Genomic DNA, 18,923 nt, shown 5'->3' with positions numbered 1-18,923 from the left:
GGGAAGCGGCAGGCCATGCCGACGATCACGACGGGGTCGTCCGGGACGTCCCGCAGGACCGGGGCCCGGTCGGGTTCGGGCAGGGTGCCGAGGAGTTCGGCGAGGAGGTGGGCGGCCAGGTCGGCCGGGGTCGGGTGGTCGTAGACCAGGGTGGCGGGCAGGCTCAGGCCGGTGGCGGCGGTCAGGGCGTTGCGCAGCTCGACGGTGGTGAGGGAGTCCATGCCGAGGTCGGTGAAGGGCTGGTCGGCGCCGACGCGCTCGCCGCCCGCGTGGCCGAGGACGGCCGCGACGCGGGTGCGCACGAAGTCGAGGACGAACCGCTCCCCGGCCTGCTCGGACAGCTCGGCGAGGCGCTGCCGCAGCCCGGACTCCGGGGCGGCGGTGGCCGCACGGTCGGCCGGTCCAGCCAGCGCGGCGATCAGCGGGACGGGCCGCTGCGCGGTGAAGACCGCGGCGAAACGCCGCCAGTCGATGTCGGCGACGGTGAGCGCGGTGTCGTCGTGGTCGAGGGCGTGCCCGAGGGCGGTCAGGGCGCGCTCGGGCGCCATGGGGCCGTAGCCGCCGCGGCGCACCCGCTGTTCGACGCCGGCCCCGGCCATGCCGTCGCCGGCCCACGGGCCCCAGGCGATCGCGGTGGCCGGGCGACCGTCGGCGCGCCGCTGCTCGGCGAGGGCGTCGAGGTGGGCGTTGGCGGCGGCGTAGTTGGCCTGGCCGGCGGCGCCGATGGTGCCGGCGGTCGAGGTGAAGAGGACGAAGGCCGCGAGGTCGGTGTCGCGGGTCAGCTCGTCGAGGTGGTGCGCGGCGTCGACCTTGGGGCGGAACACCTCGGCGAAGTGCTCGGCGGTCAGGGTGTCGAGGGTGCCGTCGGCGACGACGCCGGCGGTGTGGAAGACGGCGGTGAGCGGCCGGTCGGCGGGGACGGCGGCGAGGACGGCCGCGAGGGCGTCCCGGTCGGCGGCGTCGCAGGCGGCCAGGGTGACGTCGGCGCCGAGGGCGGCGAGGTCCGCGCGCAGCTGCTCGGCGCCGGGAGCGTCCGCGCCGCGACGGCTGAGCAGCAGCAGGTGCGCGGCGCCCCGGGCGGCGAGGCGACGGGCGAGCTGCCCGCCGAGGCCGCCGGTACCGCCGGTGATGAGGACGGTGCCGGCGGGCGTGTACGGCCGGGCGGCCGGGCGCTCGCCCAGCGGGTGGCGCAGCGGGTGACCCAGCGAGTGGCGCAGCGGGTGGCGCACGAGGCGCCGGACGAAGGTGCCGGAGGCACGGACGGCGAGCTGGTCCTCGCCGTCGGTGCGGGCGAGCGCGGCGGCCAGGCGGCGCAGCGCGGTGTCGTCGGGCTGCTCCGGCAGGTCGATCAGCCCGCCCCAGCGGGTGGGCAGTTCGAGGGCGGCGGAGCGGCCGAGGCCCCAGACGGCGGCCTGCCGGGGGTCGGCGGGCCGGTCGGAGCGGCCGGTGGCGACGGCACCGCGGGTGAGGCACCACAGCGGGGCGGTGGGGCCGGCGTCGCCGAGGGCCTGGACGGCGGTGAGGGTGGCGGCGAGCGGGTCGTCGCCGAGGGCGAGCAGGGACAGGACGCCGGTGAACCCGCCTTCCTCCGTGGTCACGTCACGCAGCTGCGAAGCGAGCGCGGCCCGGTCGCCGCAGACCCGGAGGGTCACCCCGTCGACGAGCCCGTCCGCCCACGGCGCGTCGTCCGACACGAGCACCAGCCAGCGGCCGGACGGCCGGGCCGCCGCAGCGCCCGCCCCGTCGAGCGGCGCCCAGGAGGCGCGGTAGCGCCAGGCGTCCACGGCGGAGCGCTCACGGCGGGCGCGGCGCCAGGTGGAGAGGGCGGTCACGGTGTCGCGGTCGAGGTCCAGCCCGGTGCCGAGCGCCCCGAGGTCGCCGCGGTCGACGGCGGCCCAGAACTCGGCGTCCACGGGGTCGGATCCCACCGACGGGGCGGACCGGCCCTCCGGCCAGTAGCGCTCCCGCTGGAACGGGTACGTGGGCAGGTCGGCACGGCGGGCGCCGGTGCCGGCGAAGACGGCCGCCCAGTCCGGGCGCAGGCCGCCGACCGCCAGCCGGGCGAGCGCGGCCGTGAGGGCCGGGGCGCCGGGCCGGCCGCGCCGCAGCGCGGGCACGCCGGTGAGGCGGGCGCCGTCGCCGAGGGTGTCGCGGGCGGCGGCGGTGAGGACGCCGTCCGGGCCGAGTTCGAGGAAGGCAGCGGCGCCGTGGCCCGCGAGCGCCCGGACGGCGTCGGCGAAGCGAACGGTGCCGCGCACCTGCCGGGCCCAGTACGCGGGCGCGGCGAGCTCGTCGGCGGTGGCGGGCGCGCCGGTGACGGTGGAGATCAGCGGGATCGCCGGGGCGTCGTAGGTGAGCGCGGCGGCGGCGCGGGTGTAGGCGTCGAGCATCGGCTCCATGTGCGGGGAGTGGAAGGCGTGCGAGACGCGCAGGCGCTTGGTGCGCCGCCCGTCGGCCGCGAACTGCTCGGCGATCCGCAGGACTTCACCCTCGTCGCCCGCGAGGACGAGCGAGGCGGGCCCGTTGACGGCGGCGATCGAAACGCCGTCCGTCAGCAGCGGCAGCACCTCCGCCTCCGTCGCCTCGACGGACACCATCGCTCCCCCGCCCGGCAGTTCGGACATCAGCCGGGCCCGAGCGGCCACCAGCGTGCAGGCGTCCTCCAGCGAGAACACCCCCGCCACGTGCGCCGCCGCGACCTCACCGATCGAGTGCCCGACCACGAAATCGGGCCGCAGACCCCACGACTCCACCAGCCGGAACAGCGCCACCTCCAACGCGAACAGCGCCGGCTGCGCATACCCCGTGTCATCCAGCAGCGCAGCCTCCGCCGACCCCTCCGCCGCGAACAGGACGTCCCGGACGGGCCGTTCGTAGCCGAGGTCGAAGCGGGCGAGGACGGCGTCCAGCGCCTCCGCGTACACCGGGTACCGGTCGTACAGCTCCCTGCCCATCGCCGGGTACTGGCTCCCCTGGCCGGTGAACAGGAACGCCAGGCCGCCGCCGGCCGCCCGGCCGGTGACGAGGGCGGCGTCCGGCAGGCCGTCGCGCAGGGCGGCGAGGGCGCGCCGCAGCTCGGCGCGGTCGCCGGTGGTGACGGCGGCGCGGCGGTCGAGCGCGCTGCGGGTGGTGGCGAGGGAGAACGCCAGGTCGGCGAGCGGCAGTTCGGGCTGCCCGTCGAGCGCGGCGAGCAGCCGACCGGCCTGGGCGCGCAGGGCCTCGTCGGTACGGGCGGACAGCGCGAAGGGCACGGTGTCACCGTCCGTCGGCGCAGCTGCCACAGCGGTGGCCGGTGCCTGTTCGAGGATCACGTGCGCGTTGGTGCCGCTCAGCCCGAAGGAGGAGACGGCGGCGCGGCGCGGACGCCCGGTCTCGGGCCAGTCGCGCGCCTCGGCGAGGAGCTCGATGGCGCCCTCCGTCCAGTCGACGTGCGTGGACGGCCGGTCGATGTGCAGGCTGGCCGGGAGCACGCCGCTGCGCAGCGCGAGCACGGTCTTGATGACGCCGGCCACGCCGGAGGCCATCTGGGTGTGGCCGATGTTGGACTTCACCGAGCCGAGCAGCAGCGGCAGTTCGCGGTCCTGGCCGTAGGTCGCGAGCAGCGCCTGCGCCTCGATCGGGTCGCCGAGCCTGGTGCCGGTGCCGTGGCCCTCGACCACGTCGACCTCGCCCGGGGCGAGCCGTGCGCCGGCGAGCGCGGCACGGATCACGCGCTGCTGCGCGGGCCCGTTGGGCGCGGTGAGGCCGTTGGAGGCGCCGTCCTGGTTGACGGCGGAGCCGCGCAGGACGGCGAGCACCGGGTGGCCGAGCCGCTCGGCGTCGGAGAGGCGCTCGACCAGGACGAGGCCGACGCCCTCGGCGAGGCTCATGCCGTCGGCGGCCTCGGCGTAGGCCTTGCAGCGGCCGTCGACGGCCATCGCGCGCTGGCGGCTGAAGCCGACGAACGCGTTGGGCGTGGCCATCACGCTGACGCCGCCGGCGAGGGCGAGGGCGCTCTCCCCGTTGCGCAGCGACTGGCAGGCCAGGTGCAGGGCGACGAGCGAGGACGAGCACGCGGTGTCGAGCGTGACGGCCGGGCCCTCGAAGCCGAAGGTGTAGGAGAGCCGGCCGGACAGGACGCTCGGGATGATGCCGGTGACGAGGTGCCCCTCGGCGCCGTCCTGGGCGGAGTCGCCGGGGCGGTAGTCCTGGTAGCTGGCGCCGATGAAGGTACCGGTGGGGCTGCCGCGCAGGGCGGACGGGTCGAGGCCGGCGCGCTCCATGGCCTCCCAGGCCGTCTCCAGGAGGAGGCGCTGCTGCGGGTCCATCGCCAGGGCCTCGCGCGGGGAGATGCCGAAGAACGCGGCGTCGAACTCGGCGACGTCCCGCAGGAAGCCGCCGCGCACCGAGTACGTGCGGCCGGGCGCGTCCGGGTCCGGGTCGTACAGCCCCTCGGTGTCCCAGCCGCGGTCCGCCGGGAACTCGGTGATGGCGTCGCCGCCCGAGGTGACGAGCCGCCACAGGTCCTCGGGCGAGGCGATCCCGCCGGGGTAGCGGCAGCTCATGCCGATGATCGCGATCGGCTCGTCCGGTGCGGCGCCCACCATCGTGGCGGCGGGGCCGTCGGCGGCGGCGCCGGCGATCCTCTCGCGCAGGAAGCGCACCAGGGCGAGCGGGTTCGGGTGGTCGAACACGAGGGTGCTGGGCAGCGTGAGCCCGGTCGCGGCGGCCAGCCGGTTGCGCAGGTCGACGGCGGTCAGCGAGTCGAAGCCGACGTCGCGGAATGCCCGCTGCTCGGACAGCACGTCGGGCGAGGCGTGACCGAGCGTGGTGGCCGCCTCGGCCCGGACCAGGTCCAGCAGCCGGCGCTCCTGCTCGGCGACCGGCAGGGCTCGCAGCCGGGCGACGAACTCGCCGTCCCTGGACGGGCGTTCGGCGGCCTCGGCGAGTCGGCGCACCTCGGGGACGTCCTCGAACAGGGCGGTCGGGCGACCGGAGGTGAAGACCGGGTGGTAGTGCTCCCAGTCGACGTCGGCGATCGCGAGCACCTGCTCGTCGGCGTCCAGGGCCTGGCGCAGCCCGTCCAGGGCGAGCGCGGGGTCCATGAAGTCCAGGCCGCTGCGCCGGATCCGGCCGGGGTCGACGCGGCCGAGCTTCAGGTCGTCGGCCCAGATGCCCCAGGAGATCGCGGTCGCCCGGCCGCCGCGGGCGCGGCGGTGCTCGGCGAGCGCGTTGAGGTAGGCGTTGCCCGCGACGTAGGCGGCGTGCCGGCCGCTGCCCCACATGCCGGCGGTGGAGGAGTAGAGGACGAAGGCGTCGAGCTGGTCGTCGGGCAGGAGCTCGTCGAGGTGGCGGGCGCCGGCGGTCTTGGCGTCCAGGACCTTGGCGAAGGCCTCGTGGGTGGTCTCCTCGATCGACAGCAGCTCGATGACGGCGGCGGTGTGCACGACGGTGCGCACCTCGTGGCCGGCGGCGGCGAGGTCGGCGAGCATCCGCGCGACGGCGTCGCGGTCGGTGAGGTCGCAGGCCGCCAGCTGGGCCGTGCAGCCCGCGGCGGCGAGCTCGGCGAGCAGTTCGGCGGCGCCCGGCGCGGTGGCGCCGCGGCGGCTGGTGAGCACGATCCGCTCGGCGCCCTCGGCGGCGAGGCGGCGGGCCAGGTGCGGGGCGAGGGTGCCGGTGCCGCCGGTGATGAGGACGGTGCCGCGCAGCGGCCGGGCCTCCCGGCGGGTGGCGGCCTCGGCGCGCACGATGCGCCGGGCGTAGGCGCCGGAGGGGCGGATCGCCACCTGGTCCTCGTCGCGGGCGGCCAGCACGGCGGCCAGCCGCTCGCCGCCGCGCCGGTCGAGCGCGTCGGGCAGGTCGACGACGCCGCCGAAGCGCTGCGGGTGCTCCAGGGCGGCCGTCCAGCCGAGGCCGTGGACCTGTGCCTGCACCGGGTTGGCGACCCGGTCGGTGCGCCCGGCGGCGACGGCGCCCCGGGTGAGGCACCACAGCGGCGCGTCCTGCCCGGCGTCGCCGAGGGCCTGGATCAGGGCGAGCGTGAGCGCGACGCCCTCGGGCAGGGCGGGGTGGCGCTCGCCCGGCCGCTCGGCGGTGGCGAGCAGGGAGACGATGCCCGTCAGGCCGTCGACGGCGGGCTCCAGGAGCGCGGCGAGCCGCCCGCGGTCGGTGCAGGTGTCGTCCAGGACGAGCCGCTCGACCGCCGCGCCGTGCGCGGTCAGCGCCTCCGCGACGTCCTCGCCTTCGCCCTCCGTGGCGGTGACGAGCAGCCAGGTGCCGTCCAGCCCGGCGGGAGCGACGGAGAGCGGCTTCCACGTCGCCCGGTAGCGCCAGGAGTCGAGCGTCGAGCGCTCCCGACGGCGGCGGTGCCAGTCGGACAGCGCGGGCAGCACCGGCGCGAGCGCGCCGCTGTCGACGCGCAGCCGGGCGGCCAGCGCCTCGACGTCGGCCTCCTCGACGGCGCTCCAGAACTCGCCGTCCTCCGGCTCCGCGCCGGGGCGCGGCGCGACGGCCCAGAGGTGCTCGTGCTGGAAGGCGTAGGTGGGCAGCGGCACGCGGCGCCCGCCGGCCGTGCGGGCGGACCAGTCGGCCCGTCCGCCGCGAACGAAGGCCTCGGCGAGCGAGGCGAGGAAACGGTCGGTGCCGCCCTTGTCGCGGCGCAGGGTGCCGACGGCGGTGGCACGGTCGCCGCGGTCCTCGGCGGTGGCCTCGATCACCATGGTGAGCACGGCGTGCGGGCTGACCTCGACGAACAGGCCGTGGCCCTGGGCCATCAACTCCCGCACGGCCGGGTCGAAGCGCACCGGGTTGCGCAGGTTGCGGTACCAGTAGCCGGCGTCCATGGCGGTGGTGCCGAGCCAGTCGCCGGTGACGGTGGAGAAGAACGGCACCTCGGCGGCGCGCGGGCGCACGGGGGCGAGGTCCGTCAGGAGGTCCTCCCTGAGGAGTTCGACCTGGGCGGAGTGCGAGCCGTAGTCCACGCTGATCCGCCGGGCGCGCAGGCCCTCGGCCTCGAACTCGGCCATGAGCTCGTCGAGTTCACCGGCCGGACCGGCGACGACGACGGTCCTCGGCCCGTTCACGGCGGCGACGGCGAGCCCGCCGCCGCGCGAGCGCAGCCGCTCCTCGGCCTCCTCGGCGGACAGCGGCACGGAGACCATCCCGCCGGAGCCCGCCAGGACGCGGCCGATGAGGCGGCTGCGCAGCGCGGCCACGCGGGCGCCGTCCTCCAGGGAGAGCGCCCCGGCGACGACGGCGGCGGCGATCTCGCCCTGGGAGTGGCCCACCACGGCGTCCGGGTGGATGCCGTGGGCGCGCCACAGTGCGGCGAGGGCCACCATGACGGCGAAGGTCGCCGGCTGGACCACGTCGACGCGGTCCAGCGCGGGCGCGTCCTCGGCCTGGCGCAGCACGTCGAGCAGCGACCAGTCGACGTGCGCGGACAGGGCCGCCGCGCACTCGGCGATGCGCTCGGCGAACACCGGCGACTCGTCCAGCAGCCGGGCGCCCATGCCGGCCCACTGGGAGCCCTGGCCGGGGAAGACGAAGACGGTGCGGCCGCCGTCCTCGGCGAGGCCCCGGACGGCGTTCGGCGCGGAGGCGCCGGCGGCGAGCGCGGCGAGGCCCTCGCGCAGCTCGGCGGCGTCGGCGCCGAGCACGACGGCGCGGTGCTCGAAGAGGGCGCGGGTGGTCAGCAGGGTGTGGGCGACGTCGTGGAGGCGCAGGCCCGGCTCGACGTCGAGGTGGTCGGCCAGGCGCGCGGCCTGGGCGCGCAGGGCGGCGGGGGTGCGGGCGGAGAGCACCCACGGCACGACGCCGTCGGACGCCCCGGCGCTCTCGGTCGGGAGGGCGGCGGGCGCCTCCTCCAGCACGACGTGCGCGTTGGTGCCGCTGATGCCGAAGGAGGAGACCGCGCAGCGGCGGGTCCGCTCGCCGGCCGGCCACGGCGTGGCCTCGTTGAGCAGGGTGACGGTGCCCGGCGTCCAGTCGATGTGCGAGGACGGCTCGGCGGCGTGCAGGGTGGCCGGCAGCACGCCGTGGCGCAGCGCCTGGACCATCTTGATCACGCCCGCGACGCCGGCCGCCGACTGGGTGTGGCCGAGGTTGGACTTGACCGAGCCGAGCAGCAGCGGGCGCTGAGGGTCCCGGTCGCGCCCGTACGCGGCCTGGAGGGCCTGGGCCTCGATCGGGTCGCCGAGGGCCGTACCGGTGCCGTGCGCCTCGATGGCGTCGACGTCGTCGGGGGTGAGGCCCGCGTTGTGCAGGGCCAGGCGGATGACGCGCTGCTGGGACGGCCCGTTGGGCGCGGTGAGCCCGTTGGAGGCGCCGTCCTGGTTGATCGCGGAGCCGCGGATGACGGCGAGCACCTGGTGGCCGTTGCGCTCGGCGTCGGAGAGCCGCTCCAGGACGACGACGCCGACGCCCTCGGCGAGGGTCATGCCGTCGGCGGCCTCGGAGAAGGCCTTGCAGCGGCCGTCGGCGGCGAGCGCGCGCTGGCGGCTGAAGGCGATGAAGGCGTTCGGACTGGTCATGACGGTGGCGCCGCCGGCGAGCGCGAGGGAGCTCTCGCCACCGCGCAGCGACTGGCAGGCCAGGTGCAGGGCGACGAGCGACGAGGAGCACGCGGTGTCGACGGTGACGGCGGGGCCCTCCAGGCCGAACAGGTAGGCGAGGCGGCCGGAGAGCACGCTCGGGCTGGTGCCGGTGACGGCGTGCCCGGCGGAGCTGTCGTCCATGCCGAGCCCGTACTCCTGGTACGTGGACCCGATGAAGGTGCCGGTCGCGCTGCCGTGGACGGAGGTCGGGTCGATGCCCGCGGATTCGAGGGCCTCCCAGGTCGTCTCCAGCAGCAGGCGCTGCTGCGGGTCCATCGCCAGGGCCTCGCGCGGGGAGATGCCGAAGAACGCGGCGTCGAACTCGCCGGCCTCGTGCAGGAAGCCGCCCCGGGTGGAGTAGGTGCGGCCGGGGGTGTCCGGGTCCGGGTCGTAGATACCGGTGTCCCAGCCGCGGTTCTCCGGGAACTCGGAGATGGCGTCGGTGCCCTCGGCGACGAGCCGCCACAGCTGGTCGGGGCTTGCGGCGCCGCCGGGGAAGCGGCAGCCCATGCCGACGATGGCGATCGGCTCGTCCGGGTCGGCGGCGGCGACCGGCGGCGCCGTCACGTCCTGAGGTCCGTCGAGCAGTTCGCCGCGCAGGAAGGCGGCGAGGGCGACCGGCGTCGGGTGGTCGAAGGCCATCGTGCTGGGCAGCGGCAGACCGGTCAGGGCGGCGAGGCGCTTGCGCAGCTCGACGGCGGTCAGCGAGTCGAAGCCGGCGTCGCGGAAGGCACGCTTCTCGGGCACGCCGTCGACGGAGCCGTGGCCGAGGACGGCGGCGGCCTCGCGGCGCACCAGGTCGACGAGCAGGCGGTCGCGCTCGCCCTCGGACCGGCCGCGCAGGCGGCGGACGAGGTCGGAGGCGGCCCCGGCGCCGGCCGCGGCGCCGCGGGCGAGGGCGCGGACCTCGGGCAGCTCGTCGAACAGGGCGCTCGGCCGGGCGGCGGTGAAGACGGGGGCGTAGCGCTCCCAGTCGACGTCCGCCACGGTCACGGCGACATCCTCGTGCACGATCGCGCGGCGCAGCTCGGTGAGCGCGGTCTCCGGGGCGAGGAGGCGCAGGCCCTGGCGGCGCAGGGCGTCGGAGACGGCCTCGTGGGCGGCCATGCCGGCGCCGGCCCACGGGCCCCAGGCGATCGAGGTGGCGGTCAGGCCGCGGGCGCGGCGGTTCACGGCGAGGGCGTCGAGGTAGGCGTTGGCGGCGGCGTAGGCGCTCTGCCCGGCGCTGCCCCAGATGCCGGCGACGGAGGAGAACAGGACGAAGAAGTCCAGGTCGTGGTCGGCAAGGAGGGCGTCGAGGTGGGCGGCGCCGTGGAGCTTGGCGGCGGTGAGCGCGGCGACCTCGGCGACCGGGGTGTCCGCGAGCGGGGCGGCCTGGCCGATGCCGGCGGCGTGCACGACGCCGGTCAGCGGGTGCTCGGCCGGGACGGCGGCGAGGACGGCGGCGAGCGCGTCGCGGTCGGCGACGTCGCAGGCGACGACGGCCGCGGTGGCGCCGTGCTCGGCGAGTTCGGCGACGAGTTCGGCGGCGCCGGGGGCGTCCGGGCCGCGGCGGCCGGTGAGCACGAGGTGCCGGGCGCCGCTGCGGGCCAGCCAGCGGGCGACCTCGGCGCCGAGCGCGCCGGTGCCGCCGGTGACGAGGACGGTGCCGTCTGCGGTGAACTCCTCGGCGCGGGGCAGCTCGTCGACGGCGTGCCGCACCAGGCGGCGGCCGTAGACGGCGCTGCCGCGCAGCGCGACCTGGTCCTCTCCCCCGCGCTCGCTGCCCGCGAGGACGCCGACGAGGCTCTGCACGGTCGGTGCGTCCAGCACCGGCGGCAGGTCGACCAGCCCGCCCGGCACCTGCGGGCGCTCCAGGGCGGCGACCCGGCCGAGGCCCCACGTGGCGGCCTGGACGGGGTTGGTGAGCGGGTCGGCGGGCCCGGTGGAGACGGCGCCGCGGGTGACCGTCCACAGCGGAGCGGCGGAGCGGAGGTCGCCGAGGGCCTGGGCGAGGACGACGCCGAGCGCGATCCCCTCCGGCAGGCCGGGCCCGGGGGTGGACCGGTCAGCCAGCGGGACGAGCGACAGGATTCCGCTCAGCTCGCCGAACTCTGCTATGCGGCGGGCGAGTTCGGCGCGGTCGCGGCAGTTCTCGGCCAGTGCCAGCCGTTCCAGGCGGGCACCGTGGCCGCGCAGCGCGTCGAGCAGGTCGGCGTCGTCGACGGCGTCGGTGGTGACGACCAGCCAGGTGCCGTCCAGCACGGGCGCGGCCGCCGGGCGGACCGGCCGCCAGTGGACGCGGTAGCGGGCGGCGTCGAGCCGGGCCTTCTCGTGCCGGGTGCGGCGCCAGTCGGCGAGGGCGGGCAGGAGGGCGTAGAGGCCGGCGTGCTGCTCGTCGCGCAGACCGAGCAGGCCGGCGAGTTCGGCGGCGCTGCCGCGCTCGACGGCGCCCCACAGGGCGGAGTCGGCGGGGTCGGCGGCCGGCACCGCGGTGCCGGGCTCGGCTTCCGGCCAGTAGCGCTCGTGCTGGAACGCGTAGGTGGGCAGGTCGGTGCGGCGGGCACCGGTGCCCGCGTACAGCGCGGCCCAGTCCGGTGCGTGCCCGCGCACGTGGAGCCCGGCCAGGGCTAGGGCGGCGGTCCGCTCCTCGGGCCGCCCGGCGCGCAGCAGCGGGACGGCCGTCACGGCCCCGTGGTCGCCGGGCGCGGTGTCGGCGAGGACGTCCTCGGTGAGCGCGGACAGCACGCCGTCCGGGCCGAGTTCGAGGAAGGTGGTGGCGCCGGCCGCGCGGGCGGCGCGGACCCCGTCGGCGAAGCGCACGGCGCGGCGGACGTGCTCGACCCAGTACTCGGGCGAGCACAGCTCGGCCCCGGTGGCGAGCTCGCCGGTGGTGTCGGAGACGAGCGGGATGGCTGGTGCGCGGAACTCCAGCTCCGCCACGGCGCGCCGGAACTCCTCCAGCATCGGCTCCATCAGTGGCGAGTGGAAGGCGTGCGAGACGCGCAGCCGCCTGGTCCGCCGGCCCTCGGCCGCGAACTCCCCGGCGATGCGCAGGACTTCGTCCGCCAGGCCGGAGACGACCACGGCCCGCGGCCCGTTGACGGCCGCGACGGACACGCCGGGCACCAGCCGCGGCAGCATCTCGTCCTCACCGGCCTCGACGGAGACCATGGCCCCGCCCTCGGGCAGCGCGTCCATGAGCCGGGCCCGGGCGGTCACGAGCGCGCACGCGTCGGCGAGCGAAAGCACTCCGGCGCAGTGCGCGGCGGCGATACCGCCGACGGAGTGGCCGAGCAGGACGTCGGCCCGCACGCCGAGCGAGGCGAGCAGGCGGAACAGCGCCACCTCGACGGCGAAGATCGCGGGCTGCGCCCAGCCGGTGCGGTTCAGCAGTTCCTCGTCCTCGCCCCACAGCACGTCGCGCAGCGGGCGCTCCAGGCGGGGGCCGAACTCGCGCCACACCTCGTCCAGCGCCTCGGCGAACACCGGGAAGCGACGGGCGAGTTCGCGCCCGGTGCCGAGATGCTGGGCGCCCTGGCCGGCGAACAGCAGGGCGAGCTTGCCGGCACCGGCCTCGCCCGCGACCAGCCCGGCGGCGGAGTCACCGGCCGCGAGGGCGGCCAGGGCGGCGAGCAGTTCCGCGCGGTCGCCGCCAACGGCGACGGCGCGGTGGTCGAATCCGGAGCGGGTGGTGGCGAGCGAGAGGCCGAGGTCGGCCGGGCTCGCGGCCGGGTCCGCCGCGGCGAACGCGCGCAGCCTGGCCGCCTGGTCGCGCAGCGCGGCCGGGCTGCGGCCGGCCAGCGGCCAGAGCAGGACGGGCGCGGTGACGGCCGGGGCGCTCTCCCGCGCCGCGACGACGGCGGGCGCCTGTTCGAGGATGACGTGGGCGTTGGTGCCGCTGAAGCCGAACGAGGAGACGCCGGCCCGGCGCGGACGGCCGGTCTCCGGCCAGTCCGCCTCCTCGGTCACCAGCTCCACCGCGCCCTCGTCCCAGTCCACGTGGGAGGACGGCTCGGCCGCGTGCAGGGTGCGGGGCACGACGCCGTGCCGCATCGCCAGCACCATCTTGATCACGCCCGCGACGCCGGCGGCGGCCTGGGTGTGGCCCAGGTTAGACTTCACCGAGCCGAGCAGCAGCGGGAGTTCACGGTCCTGGCCGTAGGTGGCCACCAGCGCCTGGGCCTCGATCGGGTCGCCCAGGGAGGTGCCGGTGCCGTGCGCCTCGACGACGTCCACGTCGGCCGTCGCGAGCCCGGCGGTGGCCAGGGCCTGGCGGATGACACGCTGCTGGGACGGCCCGTTGGGGGCGGTGAGTCCGTTGGAGGCCCCGTCCTGGTTGACGGCGGAACCGCGCACGACGGCCAGCACCGGGTGTCCGTTGCGGCGCGCGTCGGAGAGCCGCTCCAGGGCGATCACCCCGACGCCCTCGGACCAGCCGACGCCGTCGGCCCGGTCGGAGAAGGCCTTGCAGCGCCCGTCCGGGGCCAGGCCGCGCTGCCGGGAGAACTCGATCAGCGAGGTCGGGGTCGACATCACCGTGACGCCGCCGGCCAGCGCGAGCGTGCACTCGCCGGCGCGCAGGGCCTGCATCGCCCAGTGCATGGCGACGAGCGAGGATGAGCACGCGGTGTCGACGGTGACGGCCGGGCCCTCCAGGCCGAGGGTGTAGGAGACCCGGCCGGAGGCGATGCTCGGCGAGGTGCCGCTGCCCTGGTGGCCCTCGAAGCGGCCGCCCGCGAGCAGCGCGGAGTAGTCGTTGTACATGACGCCGGCGAACACGCCGGTCCGGCTGCCGCGCAGTGCGACCGGGTCGATCCCGGCCCGCTCGACCGCCTCCCAGCAGGCCTCCAGCAACAGCCGCTGCTGGGCGTCGGTGGCGAGTGCCTCGCGCGGGCTCATGCCGAAGAAGGCGGGGTCGAAGTCGGCGGCCCGGTGCAGGAAGCCGCCGAAGCGGGTGTAGCTGGTGCCGAGGTGGTCCGGGTCCGGGTGGTAGAGCGCCTCGACGTCCCAGCCGCGGTCCGTGGGCAGGCCGGAGATCGCGTCGGTGCCCTCGCGCAGCAGGCGCCACAGGTCCTCGGGCGAGGCGACGCCGCCGGGGTAGCGGCAGCTCATGCCGACGATGACGATCGGGTCGTCGTCGGCCGCCGCCCGCACGGGGGCCGCGGCGGCGGGCGCCCGGGCGCCCGTCAGGCCGTCCAGGACGTGCCCGGCGAGGGCGGTGACGGTCGGGTAGTCGAAGACGACGGTCGCGGAGGTGCGCAGCCCGGTGGCGGCGCTCAGGCGGTTGCGCAGCTCGACGGCGGTGAGCGAGTCGAAGCCGAGGTCCTGGAACGGGCGGTGCGGGTCGACCTCCGACGCGTCGGCATGCCGCAGCACGGCCGCCACCTGGGCGCGGACCAGATCGACGACGGCCCCGGTGCGGGCGCGCTCGTCCAGCCCGGCGAGCCGGCGGGTGAGGGCGCCGGCCGCCTCGGTGGCGGTCACGGCGGCACGCCGCGCGGGGGTGCGGATCAGGCCGCGCAGGAGCGGCGGCACCTCGCCCCGGGCGCGCAGCGCCGGGAGGTCGAGGCGGACCGGCAGCAGGACGGCCTCGGGGCGGGCGAGGGCGGCGTCGAACAGCGCGGTGCCGTCGGCCGCGGAGAGCGCCGGGGTGCCGAGCCGGGCGAGCCGGTCGAGGTCGGCGTCGGTGAGCCCGCCGGTCATTCCGCCGACGGGGGCCCAGGGGCCCCAGCCGAGCGAGAGTCCGGGCAGTCCGGCGGCGCGGCGGGTGCGCACGAGCGCGTCCGCGAAGGCGTTGCCCGCAGCGTAATTGGCCTGCCCGGCCGCACCGACGGTGCCGGAGAAGGACGAGTAGACGACGAACGCGGCGAGGTCGAGGCCCCGGGTGGCCTCGTGGAGGTGCCACAGGGCGTCAGCCTTGGGCCGCAGCACGGCGGCCAGCCGCTCGGGGGTGAGCTGCTCGACGACGCCGTCGTCGAGCACGCCGGCGGCGTGCACCACGGCGGTCAGCGGGTGCCCGGCCGGCACGCCCGCGATCAGGCGCTCGACGCCGGCGCGGTCGGTGAGGTCGCACGCCTCGACGGCGACCTCGGCGCCCGCCTCGGTGAGCTGCGCGGCCAGGTCGGCGGCACCCTCGGCCGCGGCGCCGCGGCGGCTCGCGAGCACGAGGCGGCGGACGCCGTGCTCGGCCACCAGGTGCCGGGCGAGGACGGCGCCGAGGCCGCCGGTGCCGCCGGTGATCAGGACGGTCCCGTTCGGGTTCCACGCGGCGCCGGTCGCGGCCACCGCGTCCGCGCGGGCCAGCCGGGCCGCGAGCACGGCGCCGCCGCGCACGGCCAGCTGCGGCTCGTCGCCGCCGAGGGCGCGCCCGGGCAGCGGGCCGCCGGCCGGGTCCAGGTCGACCAGGCCGAACCGGCCCGGGTGCTCGGCCTGTGCGGAGCGCACCAGGCCCCACACGGCGGCCGCGGCCGGGTCGGTGACCTCGTCGTCCGCCGTGGTGGCGACGGCGCCGCGGGTCACGAACACCAGCCGGCCGTTCGTGTCCTCGGCGAGCCACTGCTGGAGCCGGGCCAGGGCCAGGGCCGTCAGCGCTCGGGCCGAGCCGACCGGGTCGGCCGGGTCGCCCGCGAGCGGCACGAGCACCACCTCGGCCGGGGCCTCGCCCGCCGTCGCCAGCGCGCCGAGGCCGAGCGGGTCCGCATCCGGGACGGCCACCGAGGCGGGCGCCTGCGCGCCGCCGCGCGGCCGGGACCAGCGCAGCTCGAACATCGCGTCCCGGACCGGCCCGGCGCCCGCACCGGCCAGCGCCGGGAGCGCCCGCAGCAGCAGCGAGCCGACCGAGACGACCGGGCCGCCCGCCGCGTCGGAGACCTCGACCGCGACCGCGTCGTCCCCGGTCGCGGACAGCCGCACCCGCACCACCGACGCGCCCGCGGCGTGCAGGCTGACGTCCTGCCAGGAGAACGGCACCCCGCCGAGCCCGAGGAACGCCGTCGCGTGCAGCGCCGCGTCCAGCAGAGCCGGGTGGATGCCGAACGCGCCCGCCTCGCCGCTCGCGCCCTCGTCCAGCGCGACCTCGGCGAACACGTCCTCGCCGCACCGCCAGGCCGCGCGCAGCCCGCGGAACGCCGGGCCGTAGCGGAAGCCCGCACCCGCGAGGCGCTCGTCCAGGCCGTCCAGGTCGAGCGCCTCGGCACCGGCCGGCGGCCACTGCGTGGACTCCCCGACGAAGGGTCGGTGTTCGCCGGCCGAACCGCCCGACGCGAGGATGCCGTCGGCGTGCTGCGTCCACGGGGCGTCCTCGTCGCCCTCGGGGCGGGCGTAGACGCCGACGGTGCGCCGCCCGCCCGCGTCGGCCCGCCCGGCCCACACCTGCACCTGCACGCCGCCCTGTTCGGGCAGCGGCAGCGGCGCGGTGAGCGTCAGCTCCTCGACGCGCTCGCAGCCGACCTCGTCGCCCGCGCGCACGGCGAGCTCCAGGAAGGCCGTGCCGGGCAGCAGGACGGTGCCGTCGACGGCGTGGTCGGCCAGCCACGGGTGGGTGCGCAGCGAGAGCCGGCCGGTCAGCAACAGGCCGTCGGTGTTGGCGAGCGAGACGGCGGCGGCGAGCAGCGGGTGGTTGGCCGAGCCGAGCCCGGCGGAGCGGACGTCGCCGGTGCGCGAGAGCGCGCTCTTCGGCCAGTAGCGCTTGTGCTGGAAGGCGTAGGTGGGCAGGTCGGCGCGGCGGGCGCCGGTGCCCTCGAAGTAGGCGTCCCAGCGCACCGGGACGCCGCGCACGTGCAGTCCGGCGAGGGCCTCGGTGAGCGCCTCGGTCTCGTCGCGGCCGGGGCGCAGCGCGGCGAGGGCGCTGCAGTGGTCGCGGGCCGGCCCGTCGAGGGCGCCCTGGGCGAGCGCGGCGAGGGCGCCGTCGGGGCCGAGTTCGAGGAACAGGGTGGCGCCGTGGCCGCCGAGCCAGCCGGCGGCGTCGGCGAAGCGGACGGCCTGGCGGGCCTGGTCGGCCCAGTAGTCGGCGGAGGTGAGCTGCTCGACGGTGGCGAGCGTGCCGGTGAGAGTGGAGACGATCGGGATCGCGGGCGCCTGCGGGTCCAGCGCGGCGACGACGGTGCGGAACTCGTCGAGCATCGGGTCCATGAGCGGCGAGTGGAAGGCGTGCGAGACGCGCAGGCGCCGGACCTTGCGGCCGAGTTCGGCGAAGTGCGCGCCGACGGCCTCGACCGCGCCGGTCGCACCGGCGACGACGACGGCCTGCGGGCCGTTGACGGCGGCCAGCGACACGCCGTCGCCGAGCAGCGGGAGGACCTCGTCCTCGCTCGCCTGCACCGCGACCATGGCTCCGCCGGCCGGCAGGGCCTGCATCAGGCGGGCCCTGGCGGCGACCAGGGCGCACGCGTCGGCCAGCGAGAACACCCCGGCGACGTGTGCGGCGGCGATCTCGCCGACCGAGTGGCCGGCCAGGAAGTCCGGGCGCACGCCCCAGGACTCCAGCAGCCGGTACAGAGCGACCTCGACGGCGAACAGCGCGGGCTGGGCATGGCCCGTGCGGTTCAGCGCCTCTTCGTCGGCGCCCCAGATCAGGTCGCGCAGCGGCGCGCCCGGCCGGCCGTCGAGCTCGGCGAGCACCTCGTCCAGCGCGGCGGCGAACACCGGGAAGCGGGCGGCCAGTTCGCGGCCCATGCCGAGGCGCTGCGAGCCCTGGCCGGCGAACAGGAAGGCGAGCTTGCCGCGCCCCTGGGTGGTGCCCAGGACTGCCCGGCCGTCGCCCTCGCCGTCCGCGAGCGCGGTGAGCGCCGCGACGGCCTCGGCGCGTCCGGCCGCGGTGACGACGGCGCGGTGCTCCAGGGCGGCCCGGGTGGTCGCGAGCGCGTGGGCCAGGTCGGCGGCGGAGCCCTCGGCGTCCGTCGCCAGGAACGCGACCAGCCGTGCGGCCTGGGCCCGCAGCGCCTCGGGGGTGCGGCCGGAGACCAGCCAGGGCAGCGTCCCGGCGTCGACGGCGTCGGGCGCGGGCGCCTCCTCCGCCGCCGGGGCCTCCTCGATGACGGCGTGCGCGTTGGTGCCGCTGAGGCCGAAGGACGAGACGCCCGCCCGGCGCGGCTCGGCGCCCTGCGGCCACGGCGTCGCCTCGGTCAGCAGCTGGACGGCGCCGGACTCCCAGTCGACGTGCGTGGACGGCTCGTCCACGTGCAGGGTGCGCGGCAGCAGCTCGTGCCGCAGCGCCAGCACCGTCTTGATCACCCCGGCCATGCCGGCGGCGGCCTGGGTGTGGCTCAGGTTCGACTTCACCGAGCCGAGCAGCAGCGGGCGCCGCGGGTCGCGCCCGCGCCCGTACGTGGCGAGCAGCGCCTGGGCCTCGACCGGGTCGCCGAGGACGGTGCCGGTGCCGTGCGCCTCGACCGCGTCGACCTGGTCGGCGGCGAGCCGCGCGTTGCGCAGCGCCTGCTCGATGACGCGCTGCTGGGACGGCCCGTTGGGCGCGGTGAGCCCGTTGGAGGCGCCGTCCTGGTTGACGGCGGTGCCGCGCACGACGGCCAGCACCCGGTGCCCGTTGCGCCGGGCCACCGACAGCCGCTCCAGGACGAGCACGCCGACGCCCTCGGCCCACCCGGTGCCGTCCGCAGAGTCGGCGAAGGAGCGGCAGCGGCCGTCCGGGGCCAGGCCGCCCTGACGGGCGAACTCGACGAAGGTGGTGGGGGTCGACATGACGGTGACGCCCGCGGCGAGCGCCATGCCGCACTCCCCCGCGCGCAGCGACTGCGCGGCCAGGTGGAGCGCGACGAGCGACGACGAGCACGCGGTGTCGACGGTGACGGCCGGGCCGACGGCGCCGAGGACGTAGGAGAGGCGGCCGGAAATCACGCTGGTCGCGTTGCCCGTCAGCACGAACCCCTGGACGTCGTCGTCCGGCCCGGTGCGGTAGTCCTGCGGCATCGCCCCGACGAAGACGCCGGTACGGGTGCCGCGGACACTGCTCGGGTCGATGCCCGCGCGCTCGATCGCCTCCCACGAGGCCTCCAGCAGGACGCGCTGCTGCGGGTCCATGGACAGCGCCTCGCGCGGCGAGATGCCGAAGAAGCCCGGGTCGAAGTCGGCGGCGCCCTGCAGGAACCCGCCCCGGACGTCGACCGGCCCGTCCGCCGGGTCGAGCTCCCAGCCGCGGTCGGCGGGCAGGCCGGTGATGCCGTCCTCGCCGGCGACGAGCATCGCCCAGAGGTCCTCGGGAGCCGCGACCCCGCCGGGGAAGCGGCAGCTCATCCCCACGATGGCGATCGGCTCCCGGGCGGCCGCCTCCAGCTCGTCCACCCGCTGCCGGGAGCGCTGGAGGTCCGCGCTGGCCCGCTTGAGGTAGTCCCGGAGCTTCTGTTCCTTGTCCAT

At 77.4% G+C, this 18,923-nt stretch carries 1 protein-coding gene (running past one end of the window); it reads right to left on the bottom strand.

The features are described from left to right. A protein-coding gene (locus ACIPLC_RS22770; RefSeq protein ID WP_400474829.1) for a type I polyketide synthase crosses the window boundary here: on the bottom strand, nt 1-18,923 show its 5' portion. It extends 9,085 nt beyond the left edge of the window; 18,923 of the gene's 28,008 nt are visible here — the first part of the coding sequence; its start codon is at nt 18,921-18,923; its stop codon lies off the left edge, out of view.

The sequence above is a fragment of the Kitasatospora sp. NPDC086801 genome (assembly GCF_044745805.1).
Classification (GTDB): domain Bacteria; phylum Actinomycetota; class Actinomycetes; order Streptomycetales; family Streptomycetaceae; genus Kitasatospora.
This window is presented reverse-complemented; position numbering and strand designations above follow the sequence as displayed.